Raw genomic sequence first — 24571 nt, 5'->3', positions numbered from 1 at the left:
GGCGGCAGCAGCGTAGGGCGAAGCGGTTACTCCCGGGTAGCCCCTGGAGGAACATCGGCTTCCGCAACGTCCGGCGCCGGTAGGGCCGTGAGCCGGTCGGCCAGGTCGGAGATGGCGGTGAGGAGTTGGGCGGGTGGCCGGCCGAGGTCCAGGGCGTGGGCCGTGACGGTGATGTCCATGCGGCGGATGGCGTGCTCCGTCGAGCCGTCCCGGCTCGTCGCCGCGTAGACGAGGTGCCCGCGCGGGAGGCCCAACGCGACGCAGTAGCCGAGCAGTTGGTAGAGGTGTTCGGTGGGCGGCGCGGGGGAGTGCCGGGCCGCGTACTTCGCGTCGACGACGGAGACCGTACGGCCCGCCCGGTACAGGACGAGGTCGGGGCGCAGCCGGACCTGTCCCGCCCGGTCGAGGCGGTGGTGCTGCTCCTGCGCGGCGCAGCGGACGCCCCGGCGGGCCAGGGCGGTGGTGAGCGCCGCGGTGAGGAACCGTTCGAAGACGGCCGGCATGTCGAGCACGAACCCGTCGGCGTTGGTGGGGAGTTGGCCGTCGTCCGGGTTCAGCGACCGGTCGGCCAGCAGTAGCTCCGCGAGCCGGAGGGCCGGTGTGTAGCGGGAGTTGAGGCGGTTCGGGGTCCAGCGGGGGAGGGGCGCGCCGGGCGGCAGCAGGTGGACGCCGTCGAGGTGGTGGGCGAGGTGGCGCAGGGCGAGGCCGGTGCGCGGGGGGAGTTCGGGCAGGCGGGCGGCGCGGTGCAGGGCCGCCAGCAGGATGCGGTTCTCGGCGATGTCCGGGGTGTGGTCGTCGTAGCGGACGGCGACCGGGAGGGGGAGGCCGACGCGGCGCAGTTGGTCCGCCGTGCGGATCCGGCCCCGGATCAGGGGCAGTTCCTCCTCGACCGTGCGGTAGCCGTGCAGCACACCGGAGTCCAGGGTGCGGCGGGTGACGCGGGCGAGGAGGTCGGCGAGGGCGGGCAGCAGGTCGTCCGCCTCGGCGGCCTCGACGGCCTCGTGCAGCCAGGGGTCGGTGGGGGAGTGGCAGAGCAGGAACAGCAGGTTGCGGACCGGGAGTTTGGGGCGCAGCCGGAGCTGGACCGTGGCGCCGGAGGGGGTGCGCAGCCGCACCAGGCCCGCCTTCTGGTTTCCGGCCAGCCGCCACCGTCCGCCGGCGGCGGGGCTCAGCCGCACCAGACCGGGCACACCGAGCAGCGCGGCGAGCTGGTCACCGGTCAGCTCGCGCACGATGCCGGGGCCGGTCTCGTCGACGGTGAGACGGAGGGGCTCGGCGCTCACTGTTCCTCCAGCAGCGCGGCGAGGCCGTACTCCTCCTCGACGACGACGCCGGTGCCGTAGAGCTGGTCCTCCAGGAGGGGCAGGATCTGGGTGCGCCAGATGAGGTCGAGGCCCTCCGGGCGGGCCGCGGACGGCTTCATCAGGTACGACGGTCCGATGGCCCGGTCGGCGTCGCCCAGCCGGGAGTTGAGGGCGTCCAGCAGCCGGGCCGCCGTGTCGGGCAGGCCGCGGGCGCGCAGCCAGCGCTCCAACAGGCCGCGCACCGGCGGCAGTTCGGGTGAGAGCCGGCGGAACGCGAAGCGGCGGCGCATCGCCGCGTCCACCAGCGCGATGGAGCGGTCGGCGGTGTTCATCGTGCCGATGACGAGAAGATTGCCCGGCAGATGGAACGGGTCGAGCGGGCTGTACTGCGTGGTCACCGGCTCCTCGCGGTACTCCAGCAGGAAGTACAGCTCGCCGAAGACCTTCGCGAGGTTGGCCCGGTTGATCTCGTCGACGACCAGGACGTACGGGTTCGACGGATCCTTGCGGGCCCGCTCGGCCAGCAGCTTCAGCGGGCCCGGCTGCAGGTCGAACACGACCGAGCCGTTCTCGCCCTTGCCCGGACGGAACCCCTCGAAGAAGTCCTCGTAGGTGTAGGAGGGGTGGAACTGCACGAGTTCCACCCGGTCGGGACCGGCGAGATGCCGGGCCAGCGCGCGGGCGAGATAGGTCTTCCCGGTGCCGGGCGGACCGTGGAAGACCAACTGCCGCTGTTCCTGGAGCAGTTCGGCCGTCTCCCGCAGCCAGTCCAGCGGCATCAGCAACTGCGCCGCCAACTCCTCGGTGACCGAGGGCAGTTCGAGTGGCTTGGTGACATCGGCCTCGATCAGCTTCTCCGCCACCACGTTCTCCAGACCGGCCTGCTCGGCGAGTTCGGCGGCGACGCTGCTGATGTCGTAGACCGCCGGGGGCCGGGTCAGCTGCGCCTGCACGGCCTCGGGCAGTCGCGCCCGTTCCAGGGGCCGGCCGATCGTGGCCCAACGCACCGCACGGCGGCGGGCGTTGTCGGGACCATCGGAGAGGTCGTACGTCGGCGGGCCCTGGAGGGTGCCGACATGGACGTCGTGCGGGGTGACCGTGACGATCACGTCGCCGGGTTTCATCACCGAGAGGAACGCGTGGAGTTGGTACGTCGCCTGGCCGCGGAGCTGAGCGCTGGCGTCCGGCATCGCCTCCGCGACCGCCCGCTGCACTTGCGGCTTCGAGGCATCGGCGGGGATCTCCGGGACGTCCCGCCAGGAGAGAGAGCAGTGGCTCCGCTCAAGCCAGGCCGGTACGAGGTTGGCGCCGTCCACGTTGTAGCCGCGCACCAGCCAGCCGCGTTGCGCGTGCTCGGCCGCGCGCTGCCGCCAACTCCCCTGCCAGGGCTCGGCGTAGAAGTCGACCGGCGTACCCGAGCGGGCCTCCAGGACCTGGCTCAGGGTGAGCAGGTCCTGGTCCTGGTCGCCGGTCGGTTCGGGCAGGTCGGCGGCGAAGGCCCGGAGGATCTCCTGCTTGTGATAGACGCTGGCGATGGGCTGGAACACGTCAGGGAAGAGCAGATACAGCAGGATGTGGATCTGCGCGCGCCCCTTCTTGTGCCCCTCCGCCTCCTGTATCGCGAAGCACTCGGCGCGGAACCGCCACGGTTCGCCGAGTATCGACTCCCTTTGCGGGAGAGGCAGTCCGGCGAGGCGTTCCACCAGCAGGACCAGGATCTGGAACTGCGCCCAGCGGTAGTTCAGGAAGCCCTGTCCGCCGTTGATGAACCCGCCGAGACCGCTCTCCAGCTCCGCCGGGACCGACACCGGCCGGCCGGCCCAGGACAGCACCTCGCCGATGATCTCGCGCTTCTTGGGCAGCCCTATCTGCTCGGGCACCAGCGGCGCCATGTTCACGTACAGCAACTCGGCCGTCAGCGCGATCGTCTCGTCCGGCGCGCCGTCGAGCTGACGGCGCAGCTTGACCAGGAAGGTGTCCGACGACTCGTCCGGCTGGTCCACGAAACGGGCGCGCAGATCGGCGGCCGTCGGCTCGGTCCACGCCTCCCACTCCGGTACGAACGCGGACTTGCCGCTCAGCAGCCCGTCCCGGAACACGCGCTGCACTGCCGCCACGACCTCGGCGCCCTCGGGTCCTGCTGCCACGACGTCCACCCCCTGGTGCTTGAACCGCCCACAGTAGAAGGGGTTTCGGTGGGGTGGACCGGCGGCCGCAGAGAAGACTGTTGTCGTGTTGAACGTATTGCATTCTTATTCATGAGAACCATATTATCGCGGGATGAGTCGTCCTGGCCCGGAGTTCGCGATGTTCGGCGTGCCGATGAACGAGCGGGCCAAGCGGGTCACCGAGGTGGTGACCACCCTCAAGTCGGCGTTCACCGGGGAGCCGTTCACCCACCGGGGTCGCACGGTACGCGTCACGCCCGCGCCGTACCGGCCGGGCGGCCCCGCCGTGCGGCTCGGCGGCAGCAGTGAACCGGCGGCGCGGCGGGCGGCCCGTATCGCCGACGGGTTCGTGCCCTCCGTGCCCGAGGTGTGGGACCACTACCGCGACGAGGTCGGCAGGTTGGGCCGCCCCGACCCCGGCCCCAGCCCGATCGGGCCGAACCGGGTGGTCGCCCTCGCCGAGGACCCCGACGAGGGCTGGGAGCGGATGGCGCCGTACTTCCTGCACGGGACCAACGCCTACGGGCTCTGGCAGGCCCAGGACGACGTGGCGGCACCCTTCCGTACGGCCGAGGGGCTGGCGGAGCTGCGGCGCGGCGACCAGTACCGGGTGCTGACACCCGAGCGGTTCGTGCGCGAACTGAAGGCCGCGCCAAGGCCGTTCACCCAGTTCCATCCGCTGTGCGGGGGCATGCCGATGGAGTTGGCGTGGTCGAGTCTGCGGTTGTTCGAGCGGGAGGTGCTGCCGGCCTTCGGCCAGGGACTCAAGGGGCGGTGCTTTCGCGGAGGGCCCGGCGGTCGGTGTGTTCGGTGAGGACCTCGGTGAGTTGGCGGGTGGTCTGGTGGGCCACGCGGGGTTCGGTGGCCGCGTGGCTCGTGTAGGCGTTCAGGCCGGTGGCCAGGGCCCAGCCCATGCCTCGGGTCCAGGTGGCGTCGTCGAGGCCGAGGACGGAACGGAAGACCGGGCGGGTGGTGGCCGACAGCAGGGTGTAGGCGATGACCAGGTCGCAGGCCGGATCGCCCATGCCCACGCCGCCGAAGTCGATGACGGCGGAGAGGCGGCCGTCGACGGTGAGCAGGTTGCCCGTGTGGAAGTCCCCGTGGCACCAGACCGGTTCGCGTTCCCACGCGGGGGCGCGCAGCGCGTTGTCCCAGACCTCGGTCAGGGCGGCGGCGTCGAACACCCCGGCCACCTCCTCGATCGCCGCGCGGGTCGCCTCGTCGCGGTCGGCCAACGGGGCGCGGACCAGCTCGGGGTGGACACCGGGGACCAGCTCCCCGGCGGGCGGGATTTCGTGCAACGCCCGTATGAATTCGGCCAGTTGACGCGCGGTCAGGTCAGGGTCGGCGAGGCCTTCGACGCTCGCCGTGGTCCCGTCCAGCCAGCGGGTGACGGACCAGTGCCACTGGTAGCCGCAGCCCGGTGTGCCGAGCCCCAGCGGTTCCGGGACGGGCAGTGGCAGACGAGGGGCCAGCTGCCGGAGCCAGGTGTGCTGCTTGGTGGCCTCCCCGTCCGCCCAGTCGCTGCGCGGCAGCCGTACGGACATCGTCTCGCCGAGCCGGTGGATGACGTGATCCGAACCGCCCTGCTCCACCAGGGCCAGCGGCAGCTCGGCCCACTGCGGGAACTGTGCGGCGAGCAGCCGGCCGATCAGTGCGGAATCGATGGTCATCTTTCCCCCGAGTGCCAAGTACCGGTTGATCGGTCTACGTTACCGATCGAACCGGCGGGGGTGACCTGGGGTGACGAGCCCGATGGCGGGTACCCGGAGCACGGGGGACCGTACAGAAGGAGTGGGAACCATGCTGCACGCAGCGGATGTCCGGGAGTGGCGCGAGCGCGTTGTCGTGGACGCGGAGTCCCACAAGATCGGTGTCCTGGAGGCCGTGTATGTGAACACCGCCACCGACGAGCCTGCCATGGCCACGGTCCGCACCGGCCTGCCCACGCGGCACCGGCTCACCTTCGTCCCCCTGGACGATGCGGTCCTGGGGCCGGACTACGTCAAGGTCGACTACCCCAAGGCGCTGGTGAAACAGGCCCCTTCGATCGGCACCGACGACGTGCTGCCCGCCGATCAGGAGGAAGCGATCTTCAAGCACTACGGCCTGCCCTACAGCCCCGGCGCAGGCGGCGAGCGCCAACTGGCGCGCCGCTGACGCCACCTGGCGCCGGGAGGTTTCAACCCGGCCTTCCGGGCCACCCGTTGAACATGTCCACACGCTACGGCGGAAGCCCCGCGGGGACGGTCATCTCCGTCATCGCGGACATCGCGGCACTGATCCTGATCCTGTGGATCGGCCTCTACCTGTTCGACGGCAACACCGCGAACAGCACGGTCGACTGGGTCCACCACGCGGCCAACTGGCTCTCCGGCTGGTCGCACAACCTGTTCACCATCCACTCGGCCGACTGGCGCACGGTGGTCAACTACGGCCTGCCCGCGCTGGTTTACCTCTTCATCGGCCACGCGGTGGCCGCCGGCGTCAACCGCGACTAGACCCCCGCGTGCGGGTACACGGCCGAACGGTGCTGGAAGGAGAGGATCTTCGGGTTCTGGACGACTCCGTCCCGGATCTCGATGGCCTTCCGGACCGTGACGTCCTCGTCCCACGCCGTCGGCCCGCTCATGACCTTGCGCAGATACGGCAGGAGCGCCTCGCTGATCTCCCAGGTCGCCGAGTTCCAGAGGTGGGAGGGGCTGTGGTCCACCGCGTAGTAGTGGCAGCCCGGACCGACCGTTGACATCGGGTCGCCGAAGCCGCTCGGGCGGGCCCACGCGAAGCCCATGCCCTCGTCGCAGGCCACGTCGATGAAGAAGGTCCCCGGCCGGAACAGCGCGAGTTCCTCGTCGTTGACGAACATCAGCGGCGCGTCGGTGTCCTGGAGGACGCAGTTGACGACGATGTCGAACCCGGCGAGGTACTGCGCGAGCGGCACGGGACCGAGCCCGGTGACGGCCTCCAGGCGCGAGGGATCGTCCTCCCGCTCCTGGAAGTGGCCCATCACGACCGACGGCATCGGCGAGGCCACCGCGGCGGCGGCCCGCTGGGTGAGCACCGTGACGTCGGAGACGCCCATCGCGCCCAGGCCGGTGACCGCGCCGCGCGCCGTGGCGCCGAAGCTGATCACGCAGGCCCGCAGCCGGCGCCCGTAGCTGCCGGTCAGGCCGCCGAGCTGGAGGGCGTGCAGCACCGAGCAGTAGCCGGCGAGCTCGTTGTTCTTGTGGAACACATGGACGCTGAAGGCGCCCGTCGACGTCCAGTGGTTCATGGCTTCCCAGGCGATCAGGGTCAGCCGGCGGTCGATACCGATCTGGGTCGCCTTCTCGTCCTGCACACAGTGCGGCCAGCCCCACAGCACCTGGCCCTCGCGCAGCTCCGCGAGGTCGTCGTGCATGGGCTTGGGCAGCAGCATGACGTCGCACTCGGCGACCAGTCGCTCACGGGACCGCAGGCCCGCCACGAGTGGTCGCAGCGCGTCGTCGGCTACGCCGAACCGTTCGCCGTAGCCCTCTTCGAGGTAGATCCGCTCCCGGAGATCCGGGGCGATCCGTTCGAGGTGGCTGGGGTGCAGGGGCAGACGGAACTCGTTCTCCTTGCGGGAGGAGGCGAGTACTCCGAGACTCATCAGACTCATGTGGGGCGGCTCGATTCCGGCCGGACACGTAGACGTTCCGGCCTTGCCGTTCCCCGAGGGCGACGCCGAAACGGCTGACGGCGTGCGAGGTGCGCTCGGTACTGCCACCGTACTCCGTCCCCGCCGGGACCGGATCTACGCGCCGCCGCGCCTGCCGATCAGGTCCCGGTACAGGGCTGCCTGCTCCTCGTGGGTCTTCGCCTTGGCCAGTTCGGACTTCCAGTCCCCCCGAACTGGCTCACGGGTCTGTTGTTCTTCTCGCTGTTCGACGGCCATCGGCAGGCCGTAGAGGTGGCTGTGGGGATCGCGCCAGTTCCGCATGGTGGCGCCGATCTCGCCCTGCTCCACGCACGAGCCCCGCGTTCCGTCCGCATACGGATGTCGACGCGCCCGCCGTGGGCCAGGGCGTGGGCGACGTCGTCCTCGAAGTCCTCGTGGATGCCCGCCGCCGGGTTGAAGACCTTCAGCCCCTCCTTCAGGATCAGGAAGATCTTGGTCAGCACCCCGGTACCGCGCTCGACCCGCTCCCTCCTGCGGGGTGCCATCGGTGTGCATGGCCATATGGCGGCCGAGCCGGTAGCCCGAGCGGATCGGCTTGTCCGGGGCCATGCCCTGGCCGCGCTCCTCGACGTGTCGCTGCCGGCGCAGGGTGGCCACGAGGAGCCGCATGCCCTCCGGCTGCTTCAGCCAGCTGCGGAAGTCACCCGCCTTGATGTACGCCAGCGCCTCGGTGTGCGTGCAAATCCCCACGGTCTTCAGTCACTTGGGGTCCTTGGCCGCCGCCGCCCCGATCGCCTGAAGCTCCTCCTCCGAGAAACTCGGCCCACTGCGCACCCCGTGCTGTTGAGGGAGCCGGTGGTGTGGGCGAGGGTGCCGAGTTCCTCCGCCGAGCGCCGGGCGACCGGCCCGCTGTGCACGCGTACATGACCGAAGTCCATGCGGTAGGCCTGCTCGGCACGCTGGAGGATGCGGGGTTCCAGGGGGCGGCCGGGGGAGCCGACGGCGTCCGGGACGGACGCCGCCGCTGAACCGGCACGGCCGCCCCGGTCCCCGCACCTTCCGGTCCTACGGCGTGCTCCTCGTCCCGCGCCCGCTGGATCGCGAGGGTCACCGCGGCGTCCGCCGGCCCGGTCGGCGCCCGAGTGGGTCTCGCCCTGGATACGCATGCGCGGTTTCCCTTCGCTCGGCGGATGCCCTTCCCTCTTACCGGACGGGCACCGGGTGGAGGGAAGTCCGCAGGGGCAGAACCGGGGCAGACTTGCCGGCGTGGTGGGCGTGCGCGATCTTCGGTGGTGTGCGCCCGGGTCAGCGCGGAATCACCCAGCCCGGTGCCCAGGTCCCGGCGGTGTCCTGGCCGGTCGACGTGGCGGCGAGGTGGGCGCGGAGGGCGGGCAGCGCCGGGTGGGGGTTGTCGCGGTGCCAGAGGAGCGAGTGCGGGTACACGGGCGTCGGGTCGGTCACCGGGATGCGGCGCAGGTCGTGGCCGGCGGGCCAGACGAGGCGGGTCCGCGCGGTCGTGAAGGTGGCCAGCGCCGGGGTGTCGGCGATGGTGTCGAGGAGTGCGTCGGAGCCGAAGTTGGGGCCGGTCGCCTCGATGGTGAGGCCGAACTCGGCGACGAGGTCGTCGTAGTAGGCGGTCCACTCGGTTCCGGGGACGAGGCCGGGCATCCAGATCCGGTGCCCGGTGAGCTGGGTGACGGTGACCGAGCGGGCGTCCGCCAGGGCGTGGGCGGGTCCGGTGAGGAGCTGGTGCGGCTCGTCGAGCACCCGGACGGACTCGATGTCCTCGGGCAGGGGGCGGCCCGGCATGGCGACGGCGCGGAAGGACGCGTCGATCGCGCCGGACCGGATGGCGGCGACGGCCGTATCGACGTCGGACAGCATCACCACGTCGAGGTCGATCTCGGGGTGCGCCCGGTGGAAGTCGCGCATCAGGGCCGACGGCGCGACGCGCGAGGCGATCACGTCGACGCGCAGCGGACGGCGGCCGGGGCGCACGGACGCGCCCGCGCGCTCCGCGACGCGCAGCAGCTCGCGGGCGTGGGGCAGGAACGCCTGCCCGTCGATGGTGAGTTCGGCGCCGCGCGGGGCACGGGTGAACAGCCGCACGCCGAGGGCGCGTTCCAGCGCGGCGATGCGTTTGGAGACGGCCTGCTGGCTGATCGACAGGTCGGCGGCGGCCTTCTGGAACTGGCCCGCTTCCGCGACGGCGACGAAGGTACGTACTGCTCCGAGGTCCACGGCGACCCACCTTAGGGAACAACACCACGTCAGTCGGTGACGAGGTCCTCCGGTGTGGAGCGGGCGAGTTCGGCGAGGGTGCCGAGTGCCCGGGAGAGGGTGTCCGGGTCGGGGGTGGCGAGGCCGAGGCGGACGGCGCTGGGGGAGTGGCTGCGGCCGACGGTGAACGCGGCGGCGGGCACCACCCCGATGCCGTGCCGTGCGGCCGCCGCGACGAAGGTGTCCGCGCGCCACGGGCGGGGCAGTTGCCACCAGCAGTGGAAGGAGCGGGGATCGCTTTGCACGGCGAACCCGGCGAGCTGCCGGGCCGCGATCCCCTGTCGTACCGCCGCCTCCCGCTGTTTGGCCGCCACCAGTGTCTTCACGGTGCCGTCCTGCTGCCAGCGGTGGGCCACCTCCAGGGCGAACCGGCCCGGGGTGCAGCCGCCGGACCGCAGGGCGGAGACGATCTCGCCCGCCAGGGCGCCGGGCGCCACCGCGAACCCGAGGGTCAGGCCGGGGGCGACGCGCTTGGACAGGCTGTCGATCAGGACCGTCAGCTCGGGGGCGTACGCGGCGAGCGGCGGCAGTTCGTCGCGGAGGAAGGCCCAGATGGTGTCCTCGATCGCGGGGGTCCCCAGCCGGAGCAGTACCTCGGCCAGCCGCTCGACGCGCTGGGCGGGCATGGTGAGCGAGAGCGGGTTGTGCAGCCTCGGCTGGACGTAGACGGCGTGCAGCGGGGCGGCGGCGTGCGCCTCTTCTACGGCTTCCGGGACGAGTCCGGCGTCGTCCATGGCCAGCGGGACGAGGGTGATGCCGAGCCGGGCGGCGACGGCCTTGATGACGGGGTAGGTCAGCTCCTCGACGCCGAGCCGGGCCCCCGGCGGCACCAGGGCGGTGACCGTGGCAGAGATCGCCTGCCGTCCGTTGCCCGCGAAGAGGATCCGCGCCGGGTCCGGGCGCCAGCCGCCACGGGCGAGCGTGTCGGCGGCGGACTCCCGGGCGGCCGGGAAGCCGGAGGTGCCGACCGGCCGCAGGGCGGACCCGAGGGCGTCGGGCCGCAGCAGACCGCCGAGACCCTCGGCGAGGAGCGCGCTCTGCCCGGGTACGACCGGGTAGTTGAGCTCCAGGTCGATGCGCCGGCCGTCGGCGGGTTCGGTGAGCGCGGGGGCGGAGCCGGCCGGATCGGCGGACATCGCGCGGACGAAGGTGCCGCGGCCCACCTCGCCCACCGTCAGGCCACGGCGGGCCAGTTCCCGGTACACGCGCGTGGCGGTGGAGTTGGCGATGCCGTGCCGCCGGGCGAACTCGCGCTGCGGCGGGAGCCGGTCACCGGGGCGGAGGGCGCCGGACCTTATCTCCCCGGCCACGGCGTCGGCGACGCTCTGGTAGTCCTGCACGGCTCTCCCGCCCTTCTCGACCGGACATCCATTCAATCATTGCATTGCACCGAGTGCAATATGCATATTGCATCGAGGTGTTGGTCTGGAATACGCTCCGAGCGGCGGCCGAGGGCGCCAACGCACCGACAACACAAGGGGTATTCATGGTCGAACTGAGCGGCATACTCGGCGTGACGGCGGTGGCTCTGGGCATGGTGCTCACCCCCGGCCCGAACATGATCTATCTCGTCTCCCGCAGCATCACCCAGGGCAGGCGCGCCGGGATGGTCTCCCTCGGCGGGGTCGCACTCGGCTTCATGGTGTACCTGCTCGCGGCGAACCTGGGTCTGTCGGTCCTCTTCGTCGCCGTGCCCGAGCTGTACTTCGCGGTGAAGCTCGCGGGTGCCGGGTACCTCGCCTACCTGGCCTGGAACGCCCTGAAGCCGGGCGGGATCTCCGTCTTCGCCCCGCAGGACGTACCGCACGACTCACCGCGCAAGCTGTTCACGATGGGCCTGATGACGAACCTGCTCAACCCGAAGATCGCCATCATGTACCTCTCGCTCATCCCCCAGTTCATCGACCTGGACAAGGGGCACGTCCTCCTCCAGGGCCTCGTCCTCGGCTCGGTCCAGATCGTGGTCAGCATCGCGGTCAACCTCGCCATCGTCCTGGCGGCCGGCGCGATCGCCGTCTTCCTCGAACGCCGCCCCTCCTGGCTCAAGGTGCAGCGCTACGCGATGGGCACGGTTCTCGGCACGCTCGCCGTCTCCCTCGCCGTCGACAACTCGGGCCCTGTCAGGGCGAGTTGACACTGCGTCAGGCAATCGCTCGCGTCACACGACGACCGGCAGGGACGTGAGCCCGCGCGTCAACCGCGTGTGCCGCCACTCCAGTTGATCCACGGGACGTGCCAGCCGTACGTCGGGGAAGCGGGCGAAGACGGCCCGCAGCGCCAGTTCGCCCTCCGCCCGCGCGAGCGGTGCCCCCAGGCAGCGGTGGATGCCGTGGCCGAAGGCGAGGTGCCCGGTGGCACCGCGGTCGAGGTCGAGCCGGTCCGGGCCGGGGAATCGCGCGGGGTCGCGGTTGGCGGCGCCGGGCGCGATGAGCACCGGAACGCCGGCCAGGATGTCGGTCCCGCCGAGTGTGAGCGCTTCGGTGCTGTAGCGGAACGTGGCGATCCCTACCGGCGAGTCGAAGCGCAGCAACTCCTCCAGGGCGGTGCCGAACAGCTCCGGATCGTCCCTCAACCGGGCGAGCGATTCCGGGTGTTGGAGAAGTGCCAGGGCCGCGTTGCCGATGAAGTTGGTGGTGGTCTCATGGCCGGCCACGAGCAACAGCACGGCGAGCGACACGAGTTCGTCCTCGGTCAGCCGGTCCTGGCCGTCACGCACCGCGATGAGATCGTCGAGCAGGCTCTCGCCGGGGGAGGCGCGCCGGGCGGCCACGAGGTCCGTCATGTACGTGCCGACGGCCTGCGAGGCGACGTCGATCCGCCGGGGATCTCCCGCGGCGAACAGCTCACCGGACCACGTGTGCACCAGCTCGCGGTCGGCTTCGGGCACCGCCAGCATCTCGCAGATGACCGTGACCGGCAGCGGTACCGCGAGGCCGGCGACGAGGTCCACCGGTCCGTGTTCCGGCCAGGCGTCGAGCAGTTCGTCGACGAGCCCCGCGATGTAGGGGCGCAGCTTTGCCACGGCCCCGGTGCTGAACGCCTTCGTCACCAGGGCCCGTAGCCGCGCGTGCTCCGGGGGATCGGTGGCCAGCATGTTCTGCGAGACCGCCGGATGGAGGTCGCGGTCGGACAGCCGGCCGGCGAAGAACCGCGCGGTGTTCTTGGAGAGCCGGGGGTCGGTGAACGCCTCCCGGGCCTCCGCGTGGCCCGTGACCAGATAGCTGAAGCGCCCTGCCGAACCGGTGAGCACCTTCTGCACCGGCGCCGCGTTCCGCAGCCGGGCGTAGGTCGGATAGGGGTCGGCGAAGAACCGGGGGTCCTGCAACGGGTCGGTCACGCTTGTGGGTCCGTTCCTGCGGGCGTCGGGTCGTCGGCGACGCTACCCGTGATCCCCTGCACGTGGGCACGGGTTCCGCCTGCGGCCCGCTCCCGGCCTTCTGCGCGTGTACGACGGCTCGCAGTACCGCGGCCTCCACGATCGCGTCTCCTTCCGGGCTCCACGGGGGTAGGCCCGGTCTTTGTCGGAGAGAGGGCCCAATTACCCAACCCCGTATGCCAGTTGACGATCAGCCGGAAGCCGCCGTGTCCGATGAGTGCCGCCAGGCGAGCCGGGCGGCGAGCGCGAACGGTTCGACGAGGCTCGGGCGTGAACGGTCCTGGTTGAGGTGGCGGAACTCCGTGGAGAGGGTGATGGCGAGCCGCTCCGGCAGACCGAGACCCGGATAGCGGTCCTCGTCGATGAGGATGCGGGCCGCCTCGATCGGGGTCTTCCCCTGACCGTGCAACAGGAGGGCCTGGTCGGACAGGTCGTCCAAGTACGCGATGTACGTGCGCAGTTCGTCGGGCGTCAGCAGGGGGCCGTGGCCCGGCACGATCCACTCGGGATCGAAGGAGAGGATGCGTTCGCCCGCCGCCGAGATCCGGTCGAGCGGCCCGGCCCAGTGACAGGGGTGGTCACCGGAGAAGACGATGTCGCCCGCGAACACGACCCGCTGCTCGGGAAGATGGACGACCAGGTCGCCCACGGTGTGGGCGGGGCCGACCTCGTGCAGTTCGACGGGGATCCGGCCGACCGTCAGATCGTGGCGACCGCTGAAGGTCGCGGTGGGCGGCAGGACCCGTATGTCCGAGAAGTCGAACTTCCCGAAGTGGCGGCGGAAGTACCAGCCCAGCGGCTGGTCCGGATCGCTCTCCCACACCAGCGCGTGCAGTTCCTGAGGCGTCGGCTCCACGCACTGGTGCTCGAGTGCCGCGTCCGTCGCGAGGATCTCGCTGCCGGTGAGGCACTGATTGCCCCAGGTGTGGTCACCGTTGGCGTGCGTGGCCACCACGGTGCCCGGCACGGTGCCGCCCGTCACCCGGCGGGTCGCGGCGAGAAGGGCCTCGGTGAGGGCCGGGGTGTACGGCGTGTCCACGAGGAGGGCCTCGCCGTCCGAGTGGACCAGGCCGCAGTTGGCCAGACCCCAGGTGTCCACGCCGTCGGGGGCCCACATGTGCACGCCGGCCGCGATCTCGTGGAGCTGGTTTGCATCAGTCATGGGGACGCATTCTTCCCGGACCGGACTTCAGGCGGCAACGGGGCGCTGCGAGGGCTCGAAGACGAGGAACAGGAACCGGGCCCCGGGGGAGCCGAAGGGCTGCGCCGCACACATCGTCACCACTCCGAGCTGCGACACCTCGTGGTGCTCGCAGCAGCGGTCCCTGCGGTCCTCCTCGCCCTCCGGGGCGACAAATCCCGCGTGACGCATGAGACGTGAGTCGCCGTCAGGATGGACGTAGGCGACCTTGTGGTTGCGGTAGATGGGACCCGCGACGGGGTCGTCGTTGACCTCCTGGTCCAGCTGCTGGAGGTCCTTGTTGTCGGGGTGCGAGGCCACGGCCGTGCGCAGCTGGGCGGCGACCGGCTCGGCCCACCGCTTCTCCCACTGCACCAGATGATGCTCGCGGGCGTCCTCGCGCAGCAGCATCCAGCGGATCAGATTCTGCTCGGGAAGACGTGCGGGCTTGCCCGGTTCCTGCGGGAACATCCGGACGAAGTCGTCGTTGGCCGCCAGGACGTTCCAGGCGACGTCATTGGCGTAGCAGGGCTGGCCCGAAACGCGCTCGATCGCCGTCTGCCAGGCCGGGGCGACGCTGCTGCCCGCCAGCGGGTCCATGGGGAACGGCGGCTCGTAGCCCAGGGCGTAGACGTACAGGGCGGCGCGCTCGCGCTCCTCCATCCGCAGGGCCTGGGCGACGTTGTCGAGGAACTCCGCGGTGGGCGACGGCATTTCACCCCGCTCGAGGTCGGCGTAGGTGCGCTCGGAGACGTACAGCACCTGTGCCACCTGCGCCTGCGACAGACCCGTGGAACGGCGACCCCGTCCGCTGCGCTGCGGCCACCCGAGCTCCACCGGGTCTATCTGGGCCCGCTTCCAGCGCAGCAGCCTCTGCAGCGCCTCCTTGTTGTCCAACTCAGAACCTCTCCCGTGGCGCCCGCCGGGCCGCCAACTCAATTACCGGAAAACCTGGTTCCTGAAAATCCAGAACCGGAAAAAACAGAGCCTGGTTTGCTCGACGCCGATGCAGAAAGATCACTCACCGGGGCGTTCGCGTTGCTGGGGACGCGAGGTCCCTGACTGCGAGGGGGGCTCGGTCGCGTGCACGCTGCGCACCGCACCGTTCCCTTCTGGTCCCGGAGTCCATGAGAACTGTCATGTTCAATCATTCATCACCTACAGTGACGGCTCAACTGATCTCGTTACAGTCGAGTACTGGCCAGATTGCCGTCGCTTACCGGCCGCACCTCTCAGACCGGAAAGGCATTCTGTGTCCCGTTCAGTCCTGATCACCGGTGGCGGTCGCGGTATCGGCCTGGCTGTCGCACGCCGTATGGCAGCCGCCGGTGACCGTGTCGCCGTGACGTACCGGACGGGCGAGCCGCCCGAGGGTCTGCTCGCGGTGCGGTGCGACATCACCGACACCGACCAGGTCGACGTCGCCTTCAAGCAGGTCGAGGCGGAGCACGGTCCGGTCGAGGTCCTGATATCCAACGCCGGAATCATCAAGGACCAGTTGCTGCTGCGCATGTCCGAAGAGGATTTCACCGCGGTCGTCGACACCAACCTGACCGGCGCCTTCCGCGTCGTCAAACGAGCCGGCAGGGGAATGCTCCGCGCCAAGAAGGGCCGCGTCGTGTTCATCTCCTCCGCCGTCGCCCTGCGGGGCGAGAGCGGACAGGCCAACTACGCTGCCTCCAAAGCGGGGTTGATCGGATTCGCCCGCTCGATGGCCAGGGAACTCGGCGTGCGCGGGATCACCTTCAATGTGGTCGCACCCGGTCTCACCGAGACGGCGATGAGCGAGAACCTCACCGAAGAGCAACGCACGCACTTGACCGGCCAGATTCCCCTGGGCCGCCTCGCCAGGCCCGAAGAGGTCGCCGCGGCCGTCGCGTTCCTCGCCTCCGACGACGCCGGCTACATCACCGGTGCCGTCCTGCCGGTCGACGGGGGAGCCGGGATGGGGCATTAGCGCCGAATTCCCCAACGGGCGGGTCGGGTATGCGCCAAGTGCTCTCCGTCGACTGTTCTCTCCTCACCCACCGCCAAGGAGTTTTGCGTATGCGCGGGCCGACTGCGCGGAATATGTATCGGTTGACCATCAACGACTTCACCGATGAGGACGTGGCCGAGTTCCACCGTCTGATGAGCGAGTTGCTGACGAAGTGCGCGTCGGTGGGGGAGCGGCACGCACCGGAAGGAACATGGGTTCCGTCCACCGCTGGTCTCTTCGATCAGATGGCCGAGTCCATGCAGCTGGTCGCCGAGGTCTCCCGGGCGCTCAACCACACGCGCGCCGGCATCCGCCGGGTCGGCGGCAGGGCGCGACAGAGGCTGTACGACCGCGTCAGCGGCCGTCATGAGGGCCCCGCCGGACTGGCCTGACCGGCATCACCGACCACTTTCGGAAGTGCTCCGGCTTTCCCGCGAAGCCCCGAGCCGCCGAGAGTGCATGTCCCGGGCGGGGGTCGGCCGGCAGGAGGGAAGCCTACCGGCCCCCGCCCGATCTCCCGCCCCGCGTATTTCCTGTGCCCGTCGGGGCGGGGTCGTTCCGGGTGGAATCCGTTGGAATCCGGCGTGGCGTAAAACCGTCAGGTCCATCTCGTTGCGCCTGCCGCCGCGGCGGCAGGCGGTCTCGTGGCCGCCCCGTCGGCCTCGGCCGCTCCTGCCGGTGCCTACGGATGTGCCGGGTCCGAGATCGACACCTGCAACATCAAGGACGGGGTCACACCTCCCAGTGGCAGCAAGGCAGTTGGCGGCCAGGGGGTCAATGTCCACTGCTGAGGAAATCGGATCCGCGACGGAAAGGAACCTCATGCGTAGAACACCGACCGGTATGGGGCTCGGTGCCGCCCTGTCCGCCGCCGTCATCACCGCCCGGCTGGAGTCCCGCCCCGGCAAGGACAACGCCGACGTCGTCGAGACCTCCAAGACGTGTGACCTGACCCAGCTGGTCAACGACCACTGCACCTGGCTGCTCAACGAGCCTGTGCACGGCTGACCCGACGGACAGAGCGGCCCCGGGGATCCCCGTCGGCCCGCTCCAACTTCCTTGTGGGCAGAGGGACTTGGGCTCGGATATGCCCCCGGTGCCGGAGCCCGGCAGCCGCACGCACGCCCGAAACCGGAAGGGAACACTCTCTTGAGTCACTCCCGGATGCCCGCCAGTTCCACCGCCCGGCGGCGCAGCGCGATCGACGCGGGGACGACGGACGACACCACGGCGAGCACCGCGCACGCGCCCACGGCCACGCCGATGGCCGTCCAGGGGAGCTCGATCGTGGTCCACACCGACAGCAGGCCCAGGGCGCTCCACATGCCCGCCAGGTTGAGGACCGCGACCAGGAGCCCCAGCACACCGCCGACCGCCACCACCATCAGCGCCTCGGCGCCCACCAGCCGCAGCACCTGCCACCGGGTGGCCCCGGCAAGCCGCAGCACGGCCAGGTCGCGGACCCGGTCGGAGGTCGCCATGACCATGGTGTTGGCCAGGGAGATGCCGGTGTAGAGGAGGGCGATGCCGAGCACCAGCAGGAAGCCCATCCGGGTCGTCCGGTTCGTCTCGGGGTAACTCGCCCGCACCCATTGGCCCTTGGTGAGGACCTGCCCGCCCGAGGTGCGCACCGCGGCCCGCAGCCCGGCGGCCACGGCATCCGCGTCGGCGCCCTTCGTGAGGGCGACGTCGACCCGGTCGACGCTCGCGCCCACGGCGTTGCGCGGGGTGACGTAGACGCCGTTGTCGCCGGTGCCGGTGGTCATCACCGCGGCGATCCGCAGTGTCTTCCGGGTGCCGTCGCCGAGCCACACCCGCACCTGCTCGCCCACTGTGTGGTGCTGCCATTCCTCGTTGACGACGATCGAGCCGTCGTCGAGATCGCCGATCCGTCCGGAGGCGACCGGCAGGTGCGTGGTGGCGGCCAGCGGACCGGGATCGGCGGCGCGGGCCTCGTCCTTGACGAGCGCCACACCGTCTTCCAGGACGTAGACGGCGCTCGACGAGGTCGCCGACACCTCGGCGCCGGGCACCGCGCGCAGCGCCCGCAGCGTCGCCGCGTCGAAGCCGGCGCCGCTCGCCGGAGCGACGACGAAGGCGGCGGCCGTCTGCCCGCGGGTCTCCGTGGCCTTCGCCTCGTTCAGGGTCGCGGTGGCCCCGAGCAGCGAGCCCGCGAGGGCGACCACGACCAGGACGGGCGCGGCGATCGCGGCAGTGCGCCGCACCCCGGCGGCGGCGTTCTCCCGTACCAGCATGCCGCCGGCCCCCGGCAACCGGGCCGGCAGCCAGGCGATCAGCCGGGTCAACGGCCGCACCACGACGGGTGCGAGCAGCGCCACCGCGGTGATCAGCAGCATCGGCCGGCTCACATAGGTCTTGCGGTGCAGCAGGTCGCCCGGGTCGCCGAACAGGGCCAGGCCCAGGGTCACGGCGGCGATCAGCAGCAGCCCCGCGCCGAACAGCCGGCGGCCCCGGGTCATCGGCCCGCTGTCCACGGACGCCTCACGCAGCGCCTGGGTCGGACCGGTGCGGCCCGCCCGCCAGGACGCGGCCACCGTGCCGCACAGCGCGACCAGCAGACCGGTCGCGAAGGCCGCGTAGTACGGCCAGGTGGCGGCCCCGATGGTGAACCAGTCCGGGGCGAGTCCGCCGTCGACGACCCAGGTCGCGAGCCGGGGCGCTCCGTGGGCGCCGAGCACACAGCCGGCGGCGGAGGCCAGCACGCCGACCGCGAGAGCCTCGACGAAGACCATCCGGCGGATCTGCCCCGGGGTCGCCCCCGCCGTGCGCAACAGCCCGAACTCCCGGCGCCGCTGGGCGACCGAGAAGGCGAAGGTGGACGCCACCACGAACACCGACACGAAGGTGGTGACACCGCCCGCGGTGCCGAACATGGCGTTCATCGCGGTGAGCGCCTCGCTGTCCCGGTCCGGGGCGGCGTCGGCGTAGCGCCGCGCGTCACCGGTCAGGACCTGGACACCGGCGCTGCCGCGCACCGCCGCACGCGCGGCGGCCGGGTCGGCGGCCACGGCCAACTGGGTGCTCTTCGGCGACAGTTGGGCCGCGCATACGTCGGTGTAGAACACGGCGTCCTCGAAACCGCGCCCGGCGACGGTGCCGACCACGCGCACGGTGCCGCGATCGGTCCGCACGAGCTCGCCCGGCTTCGCCCAGCCGCCGCTGACGACGACCTCGTCGGCGGCGGCGGGCGCGCGTCCGGCGTCGATCCCGTACGGCGCGAACGCGGCCGTCGACCAGGGGTGCCCCACCAGATCGCCTGGCCCGCCCCGCGCCCGTACGGCGAACGACCGGTCCTCGACGACGGTGCCGAGCTTCTTCAGCTTCGCGACCACGGCGGCGGGTACGGCGCGCGGCTCGGCCAGCTTCTGCACCCGGTCGCCGGTCGGGGTGGACACGCGCAGGGTGTCCGCCCCCTTCACCACGACGGGCGCCGCGGCGAACCGCTCCGGCTGCCGGTCGGACGCGTGCAGCGACGAGGCGAGGGCCAGACCCATGACGGCGATCAGCGCGACCCCGAGCGAGAGCGCGACGAAGCTGCCGACGAAGGTGATCCAGCGGCTGCGCAGGGTGCGCAGGGCGACACTCAGCACGGCGAGGCCTCCAGCTTGGTGATCCGGGTGGCGATGCCGTCCGCGCTCGCCCCGACCATCTCGCCGTTGACCCGTCCGTCGACGAGGAAGACGACGCGGTCGGCGTACGAGGCGGCGATCGGATCGTGCGTGACCATGACGACGGTCTGGCCGTCGGCGTCGACCATGCCGCGCAGCAGCTTCAGTACCTCGCGACCGGTCCCCGAGTCGAGGGCACCGGTCGGCTCGTCGCCGAAGAGCACCTCGGGGCGGGTGATCAGGGCACGGGCGAGCGCGACGCGCTGCTGCTGGCCGCCGGACAGTTCCGTCGGGCGGTGTCGCGCCCGGTCGCCGAGGCCGACCTGTTCCAGTACTTCGCGCACCCGGGCCTTTGCCGGGCGGCGGCCGGCGAGCCGCAGGGGCAGCGCCACGTTCTGCTCGGCGGTCAGGGACGGCAGCAGGTTGAAGGACTGGAAGACGAACCCGATGCGCTCGCGCCGCAGCAGGGTCAGCCTGGTCTCGTTCAGTTTCGTCAGGTCGGTCCCGTCCACGACGACCGCTCCCGAGGTGGGGCGGTCCAGCCCGGCGGCGCACTGCAGCAGGGTCGACTTGCCGGAACCGGAGGGACCCATGACGGCGGTGAACGTGCCTTCCGGGAAGGAGAGCGAGACCTGGTCGAGCGCCGTCACCGCGCTGTCACCCGCCCCGTACCGCCTGCAGACGGAGCGCAACTGGATGGCGTCCTTGTTCATCTTTCCCCACTGTTCGATTGGCGGTTCGGCCTTCGGGCGGACGACGGGACCTTGCGGACACGACCAGGTGTTCCGCGAGCCACGAAACCGTGTGGAGGCACCGGGCCGCAGTGCGGCAGAGGCGAGACTTGGGGTAGGGCCAGGCCTACCCCCGGACCGCCCCCTGGACCCATGGCACCGGCCGGGCCACGGCTTCTACGGTTGCGGTATGCACCCTCGGAACGTGTGGCAGGCCATGGCCGGGCCTGGCTTCCTGCTCTCGCCCTGGCCGTGGCGGTCGGTCGCCTACCTGCTCACCGGTGTGCTGACCGGAGTTGTCGCTCTCGTGGGGATCGCGGGCACGGGGTTGGTCGGCGGTGTCCTCGCCCTCGTGCTCGTGGGGATCCCCCTGCTGGTCCTGGTGGCCCTCGCCGGAATCCCGGTGGCGTGGGAGGAGCGGCACCGGCTGCGCCTGATCGACCGCGACCCGGCCGCCGACCAGCACCGGGTGCCGGCCGCCAAGGGGCTGTGGCCCTGGCTGACGACGCGGCTGAGGGAGCAGACGACCTGGCGGGAACTCGGCTACGCGCTGCTGTTCGCCGGGGTGTTGTGGCCGGTCGACGCCTTCGCGCTCACGGTCGGGCTGCTCGTCCCGTCGTCGATGATCGCGACCCCGCTCGTGATGGCGACGGCCGGCGACGGCCGGGAGACCAAGGTCCTCAAGGTCTGGACGGTCACCGACTGGCCGACGGCCTTCGGGGTCGCCGTACTCGGACTCCTCCTCCTGGCCCTGGGCGGCTACTTGTTGGGGGTCGCGGCCGGTGCCCGGGCGGAACTGACGCGGCTGCTGATCGCGCCGCGCGAGAGCGATCTCGGGGCGAAGGTCGTGGAACTGACGCGCTCGCGCTTCCGGCTGGTCGACGCCTTCGAGGCGGAGCGGCGGCGCATCGAGCGCGATCTGCACGACGGCGCGCAACAACGCCTGGTGGCACTGTCGATGACCCTCGGCCTGGCCCGACTCGACGCCCCGCCCGGGCCACTGGCCGACCAGCTCGCCAAGGCCCACGAGGAGGCGGGCAAGGCGCTCGCGGAACTCCGCGAACTCATCCACGGCATCCATCCCAAGGTCCTGGCGGACTACGGCCTCCAGGCGGCGGTCGCCGACGCGGCGGACCGCTCCGCGGTGCCCGTGGACGTCGAACTGGAGCTGTCCGGGCGGCTGCCCCAGGCGGTCGAGGCCGCCGCCTACTTCGTCGTGTGCGAGGCCCTCGCCAACATCGCCAGGCACAGCGGTGCCAAGTCCGCGGAGGTGACCGGGGGACACCGCGACGGACTTCTGTTCCTGACGGTGTCCGACGACGGCCGGGGCGGCGCGGTCGCCGGGGCCGGCAGCGGACTGACCGGACTCGCGGACCGGGTGTCGGTGCTGGATGGCAGACTTCGCCTGTCCAGTCCACCGGGCGGACCGACCCTGTTGTGTGTGGAGTTTCCTTGCGAACTGACAGACCGCTCCGCGTAGTTCTGGCCGAGGACAGTGTGCTGCTGCGGGAAGGACTCATCGGTCTGTTCACCCGCTGCGGTCACGAGGTGGTGGCGGCCGTCGGCGACGCCGCGGCACTGGTCGCCGCGGTCGAGGAGCACGCCCCCGACATCGTCGTGACCGACGTCCGCATGCCCCCGGGTTTCCAGGACGAGGGGCTGCACGCGGCGGTGCGGCTGCGCGAGAAGCGGCCCACCCTGCCCGTGCTGGTGCTCAGCCAGTACGTGCAGCGGATGTACGCCTCCGAACTGCTCGACTCCGGGGACGGAACGGGCGTCGGCTATCTGCTGAAGGACCGGGTCGGCCAGGTCGAGGAGTTCATGGACGCCCTGGGCGAGGTCGCCGACGGAGGCACGGTCGTCGACTCCGAGGTCGTACGCCAACTGCTGCGCCGCCGCCGCGATCCGCTGGAGCGGCTCACCCCGCGCGAGCGGGAGGTGCTGGCCCTGATCGCGGAGGGCAAGTCGAACGGCGCCGTCGCCCGCGAACTGGTGGTGTCCGAGGCGGCCGTCGGCAAACACATCAGCGGCATCCTCACCAAGCTGGACCTGCCCCCCGCGACCGAGACCCACCGCAGGGTCCTGGCGGTCCTCGCCTATCTGCGGGCGTGACGCCGGGTCAGGTCCGTCCGACCTTGTCGTAGCGGCCGAGGAAGCGTGGGCCGCCGTTCTCCACGCGGTGCAGGAAGAGGCCGTCGGCCGAGTGGAACTGGCCGGTCGCCGCATCGAACCGGACGGTCTTGGCCAGCCCCTTGTACGTGGACGCGCGGAGCCGCTGCACCATGGCACCCCGCTCGACCCCGGCCGCACCCAGCGCGCGCAGCCCCTGCGCGACGAAGAGCAGGGCGTCGTAGGCCTCCACGGCGAAGGGCTCGACGGCGCGCACCCCGAAGCGTTTCCGGTACGACGTCACGAAGCGCGCGGCGGCGGGCAGTCGGGCCGGGTCCACATAGCTCGTCCCGAACACCCAGCCCTCGGCCGCCGCGCCCGCCTCCGTGAGGAACCCGCTCTGCAGGACGGGTTCCGTCGCCATGCGCGTGCCCTTGAAACCCGCCTGTTCCAGCGCTCGGGCGCACAGGGCGCCCCGGTGCGGCGAGTCCCCGGCGTACACCACGGCCTGCGCCTCGGCGGCGAGTACGGCGGTGGCCGCGGGGCCGAAGTCCGCACTGGCCGCCGGGACTTCATGGCTGGTGGTCGTGCCCTCGGACGGCGGCCAGTCGGTGAGGTCCTTGACGATCTCCCAGCTGAAGCGGCCGGCCGCCCTGTCGTCGATCACGGCCGTCCGGCGACTCTTCGCGTTGTCGGTGAGGTAGTAGATCAAGGCCGTCGACAGATTGCCCTCTTCGGGCCTGAGCTGGAAGAACACCCGGTCGAGCAGGGCGGTGAACGCGCCCATGCCGGACGAGACGGTCACCAGGGGCAGCAGGGCCTGTTCGTAGCGGGCGACGACGGCCTTGGTCGAACTGGCGTCGCCGGTCGGGCCGATGACCGCGTACACGGTGCGGTCCGCGACGAATGTCCCGGCCACCGTCTCCGCCCGCTGCGCCTGCCCGCCGTCGTCCCGCACCGTCAGCGTCAGGTCGAAGGCGCGGTCGGCACGGGAGTTGAACTCCGCCACGGCCAGCCGCGCGCCCCGCTCCTGCGCCCGGCCCACCGACCTGCCGGTGCCCGACAGGTCGGCGTGCAGCCCGACGGCGTACCGGGGCAGTGGTCCGCCCGCCGTGCCGCCGCCGCTGTTCCCGGTCCGGCCGGCGGCCCAGGCGGCCAGTCCGCCGCCGGTCACGACCACCCCGGCCGCCGAGCCCAGCGTCAGCAGGCGGCGGCGGGAGAGGGCGGGCCGATCCGGCGGCAGCAGGAGCGTGGCAGGGGCGGGTTCGGGGTCGGGCAGGGCCAGGACGGCGGCCGAGCGTTCCGCGATCAGCCGGGGCAGCGCGGGCGGCAGCCAGTCGCCGTCCTGCCCACTCTCACCTGCCAGCGCCTCGCACACCTCCCGTGCGGTGGGCCTGGCCGCCGGGTCCTTGGCGAGGCAGTCGGCCAGCAGCGGGACCAGGGCCTGCGGTACGGCCTCCAGGTCCGGTTCCTCGTGGACCGTGCGGAAGACGACGGCGGCCGGAGTGCCGGTGCCGAACGGGCGGCGGCCGGTCGCCGCGTACGCCAGGACGCAGCCCAGCGAGAAGACGTCGCTCGGCGGGCCGACGTCACCGGCCCCGGCCCGCGCCTGCTCGGGCGAGAGGTAACCGGGCGAACCGATCACCACATCGCTCGCGGTGAGCGCGGTGGCACCGCCGGCCCGCGCGATGCCGAAGTCGATCAGCCGGGGCCCGTCCAGGGCGAGCAGCACATTGCCCGGCTTGACGTCCCGGTGCACCAGGCCCGCCGCGTGCACCTCGGTGAGCGCCTCGGCCAGCCGGGCGCCCAGGGCACGTACCGTACGGACCGGCAGCGGCCCGTGCAGGGTGACGGCCTCGGCCAGCGACGGGCCCGGCACGAAGGCGGTCGCCAGCCAGGGCTCACCGGCCCCCGGGTCCGCCGCGACGACCGGCACCAGCCACCGCCCGGTGAGCCCTTCCGCCGCCTCGGCCTCGCGCCGGAACCGGGCCCGGAAGCCGTGGTCGGCCGCGTACTCGGCGCGGATCACCTTCAGCGCGGCCAGCGCCCCGCCCGTCGAGCGGGCCAGATAGACCACGCCCATGCCGCCCGAGCCGAGCCGGCCGAGCAGCCGGTAGCCGCCGATGAAGGGCGGGTCGCCGGCCCTGAGCGCGCGCACTCCCGCGCTCGCCGCCGG

The 24571-nt window shown here is 71.6% G+C and carries 24 protein-coding genes; 10 read left to right on the top strand and 14 right to left on the bottom strand.

Annotated features, from left to right (window positions below; all coding sequences use genetic code 11):
- Positions 1-26 precede the first annotated feature (26 nt).
- Together OH768_RS16735 and OH768_RS16730 are read right to left on the bottom strand one after the other, a co-directional pair.
- Positions 27-1283 carry an McrC family protein gene (locus OH768_RS16735; protein WP_406454403.1) on the bottom strand — a complete coding sequence of 419 codons (1257 nt, stop codon included), beginning with the start codon at positions 1281-1283 and terminating at the stop codon, positions 27-29.
- On the bottom strand, positions 1280-3451 hold the full coding sequence (locus OH768_RS16730; protein ID WP_406454402.1) for an McrB family protein: 2172 nt from the start codon (positions 3449-3451) through the stop codon (positions 1280-1282). Before OH768_RS16730 ends, OH768_RS16735 begins: the two co-directional genes overlap by 4 nt.
- 133 nt (positions 3452-3584) lie before the next feature.
- Here OH768_RS16730 and OH768_RS16725 point away from each other — a divergent pair, with 133 nt between their 5' ends.
- Positions 3585-4286 carry an LLM class flavin-dependent oxidoreductase gene (locus tag OH768_RS16725; RefSeq protein ID WP_406454400.1) on the top strand — a complete coding sequence of 234 codons (702 nt, stop codon included), beginning with the start codon at positions 3585-3587 and terminating at the stop codon, positions 4284-4286.
- Here OH768_RS16725 and OH768_RS16720 read toward each other — a convergent pair.
- The gene (locus OH768_RS16720) at positions 4237-5145 is read right to left on the bottom strand and encodes an aminoglycoside phosphotransferase family protein (RefSeq protein WP_406454398.1); all 909 of its coding nucleotides are present in this window, start codon (positions 5143-5145) and stop codon (positions 4237-4239) included. The two genes, OH768_RS16725 and OH768_RS16720, sit on opposite strands and share 50 nt — an antisense overlap.
- Positions 5146-5275: 130 nt before the next feature.
- On the opposite strand from OH768_RS16720, the gene OH768_RS16715 reads away from it, so the two are divergent.
- Together OH768_RS16715 and OH768_RS16710 are read left to right on the top strand one after the other, a co-directional pair.
- Entirely contained in the window at positions 5276-5632 is a 357-nt protein-coding gene (locus tag OH768_RS16715) for a PRC-barrel domain-containing protein (RefSeq protein WP_406454396.1), read from the top strand.
- Between the two features lie 53 nt (positions 5633-5685).
- A complete protein-coding gene (locus OH768_RS16710; protein WP_406454394.1) occupies positions 5686-5973 on the top strand; it encodes a hypothetical protein in 288 nt (95 codons plus the stop codon).
- Here the strand turns inward: OH768_RS16710 and OH768_RS16705 are convergent.
- From OH768_RS16705 to OH768_RS16695, 3 genes are all read right to left on the bottom strand, one after another.
- Positions 5970-7112, bottom strand: coding sequence for a N(5)-(carboxyethyl)ornithine synthase (locus OH768_RS16705; RefSeq protein WP_406454392.1), 1143 nt, complete (start codon positions 7110-7112; stop codon positions 5970-5972). The two genes, OH768_RS16710 and OH768_RS16705, sit on opposite strands and share 4 nt — an antisense overlap.
- Before the next feature lie 135 nt (positions 7113-7247).
- Complete coding sequence (locus tag OH768_RS16700; RefSeq protein ID WP_406454390.1) at positions 7248-7460, bottom strand: hypothetical protein; 213 nt, start codon at positions 7458-7460, stop codon at positions 7248-7250.
- Between the two features lie 407 nt (positions 7461-7867).
- On the bottom strand, positions 7868-8050 hold the full coding sequence (locus tag OH768_RS16695; protein ID WP_406465307.1) for a DUF4157 domain-containing protein: 183 nt from the start codon (positions 8048-8050) through the stop codon (positions 7868-7870).
- Between OH768_RS16695 and OH768_RS16690 the strand changes: the two genes are divergently transcribed.
- Positions 7973-8140 carry a hypothetical protein gene (locus tag OH768_RS16690; RefSeq protein WP_406465829.1) on the top strand — a complete coding sequence of 56 codons (168 nt, stop codon included), beginning with the start codon at positions 7973-7975 and terminating at the stop codon, positions 8138-8140. The two genes, OH768_RS16695 and OH768_RS16690, sit on opposite strands and share 78 nt — an antisense overlap.
- A 277-nt stretch (positions 8141-8417) precedes the next feature.
- On the opposite strand, the gene OH768_RS16685 is transcribed toward OH768_RS16690, so the two are convergent.
- Both OH768_RS16685 and OH768_RS16680 read right to left on the bottom strand, forming a co-directional pair.
- On the bottom strand, positions 8418-9353 hold the full coding sequence (locus OH768_RS16685; RefSeq protein ID WP_406454388.1) for a LysR family transcriptional regulator: 936 nt from the start codon (positions 9351-9353) through the stop codon (positions 8418-8420).
- A gap of 29 nt (positions 9354-9382) precedes the next feature.
- Positions 9383-10732, bottom strand: a complete 1350-nt coding sequence (locus OH768_RS16680; RefSeq protein WP_406454386.1) for a PLP-dependent aminotransferase family protein — start codon at positions 10730-10732, stop codon at positions 9383-9385.
- A gap of 146 nt (positions 10733-10878) precedes the next feature.
- Between OH768_RS16680 and OH768_RS16675 the strand changes: the two genes are divergently transcribed.
- Positions 10879-11526: a LysE family translocator gene (locus OH768_RS16675; RefSeq protein WP_406454384.1), complete on the top strand. Its 648-nt coding sequence runs from the start codon at positions 10879-10881 to the stop codon at positions 11524-11526.
- 24 nt (positions 11527-11550) lie between these two features.
- Here the strand turns inward: OH768_RS16675 and OH768_RS16670 are convergent, their stop codons facing one another.
- The 3 genes from OH768_RS16670 to OH768_RS16660 all read right to left on the bottom strand — a co-directional run bounded on the left by OH768_RS16670 (position 11551) and on the right by OH768_RS16660 (position 14845).
- Positions 11551-12729: a cytochrome P450 gene (locus OH768_RS16670; RefSeq protein ID WP_406454382.1), complete on the bottom strand. Its 1179-nt coding sequence runs from the start codon at positions 12727-12729 to the stop codon at positions 11551-11553.
- Between the two features lie 229 nt (positions 12730-12958).
- Positions 12959-13930, bottom strand: coding sequence for an MBL fold metallo-hydrolase (locus OH768_RS16665; protein ID WP_406454380.1), 972 nt, complete (start codon positions 13928-13930; stop codon positions 12959-12961).
- Positions 13931-13957: 27 nt separating this feature from the next.
- Positions 13958-14845, bottom strand: coding sequence for a helix-turn-helix domain-containing protein (locus OH768_RS16660; protein WP_406454378.1), 888 nt, complete (start codon positions 14843-14845; stop codon positions 13958-13960).
- Positions 14846-15200: 355 nt separating this feature from the next.
- Between OH768_RS16660 and fabG the strand changes: the two genes are divergently transcribed.
- The 3 genes from fabG (at position 15201) to OH768_RS16645 (ending at position 16934) form a co-directional block, all read left to right on the top strand.
- The gene (fabG, locus tag OH768_RS16655; RefSeq protein ID WP_406454376.1) at positions 15201-15905 is read left to right on the top strand and encodes a 3-oxoacyl-ACP reductase FabG; all 705 of its coding nucleotides are present in this window, start codon (positions 15201-15203) and stop codon (positions 15903-15905) included.
- A gap of 113 nt (positions 15906-16018) precedes the next feature.
- Positions 16019-16318: a hypothetical protein gene (locus OH768_RS16650; RefSeq protein ID WP_406465305.1), complete on the top strand. Its 300-nt coding sequence runs from the start codon at positions 16019-16021 to the stop codon at positions 16316-16318.
- A gap of 430 nt (positions 16319-16748) precedes the next feature.
- Entirely contained in the window at positions 16749-16934 is a 186-nt protein-coding gene (locus tag OH768_RS16645) for a hypothetical protein (RefSeq protein ID WP_406454374.1), read from the top strand.
- A gap of 146 nt (positions 16935-17080) precedes the next feature.
- Here OH768_RS16645 and OH768_RS16640 read toward each other — a convergent pair whose 3' ends face one another.
- Both OH768_RS16640 and OH768_RS16635 read right to left on the bottom strand, forming a co-directional pair.
- Entirely contained in the window at positions 17081-19537 is a 2457-nt protein-coding gene (locus OH768_RS16640; protein ID WP_406454372.1) for an FtsX-like permease family protein, read from the bottom strand.
- Positions 19531-20268, bottom strand: coding sequence for an ABC transporter ATP-binding protein (locus OH768_RS16635; protein WP_406454370.1), 738 nt, complete (start codon positions 20266-20268; stop codon positions 19531-19533). Before OH768_RS16635 ends, OH768_RS16640 begins: the two co-directional genes overlap by 7 nt.
- A gap of 235 nt (positions 20269-20503) precedes the next feature.
- Here OH768_RS16635 and OH768_RS16630 point away from each other — a divergent pair, with 235 nt between their 5' ends.
- Complete coding sequence (locus OH768_RS16630) at positions 20504-21766, top strand: sensor histidine kinase (protein ID WP_406465303.1); 1263 nt, start codon at positions 20504-20506, stop codon at positions 21764-21766.
- Positions 21739-22398 (top strand): response regulator, encoded by a 660-nt coding sequence (locus OH768_RS16625; protein WP_406454368.1) that lies wholly within the window; start codon positions 21739-21741, stop codon positions 22396-22398. The genes OH768_RS16630 and OH768_RS16625 overlap by 28 nt, the downstream gene beginning before the upstream one ends.
- 7 nt (positions 22399-22405) lie before the next feature.
- Here the strand turns inward: OH768_RS16625 and OH768_RS16620 are convergent, their stop codons facing one another.
- On the bottom strand, positions 22406-24553 hold the full coding sequence (locus OH768_RS16620) for a bifunctional serine/threonine-protein kinase/ABC transporter substrate-binding protein (protein ID WP_406465301.1): 2148 nt from the start codon (positions 24551-24553) through the stop codon (positions 22406-22408).
- Between the last annotated feature and the right edge of the window lie 18 nt (positions 24554-24571).

This window comes from Streptomyces sp. NBC_01622, assembly GCF_045209635.1.
Lineage (GTDB): Bacteria > Actinomycetota > Actinomycetes > Streptomycetales > Streptomycetaceae > Streptomyces.
The sequence above is the reverse complement of the archived record's forward strand: the minus strand, read 5'-3'. Positions and strand labels throughout refer to the sequence as shown.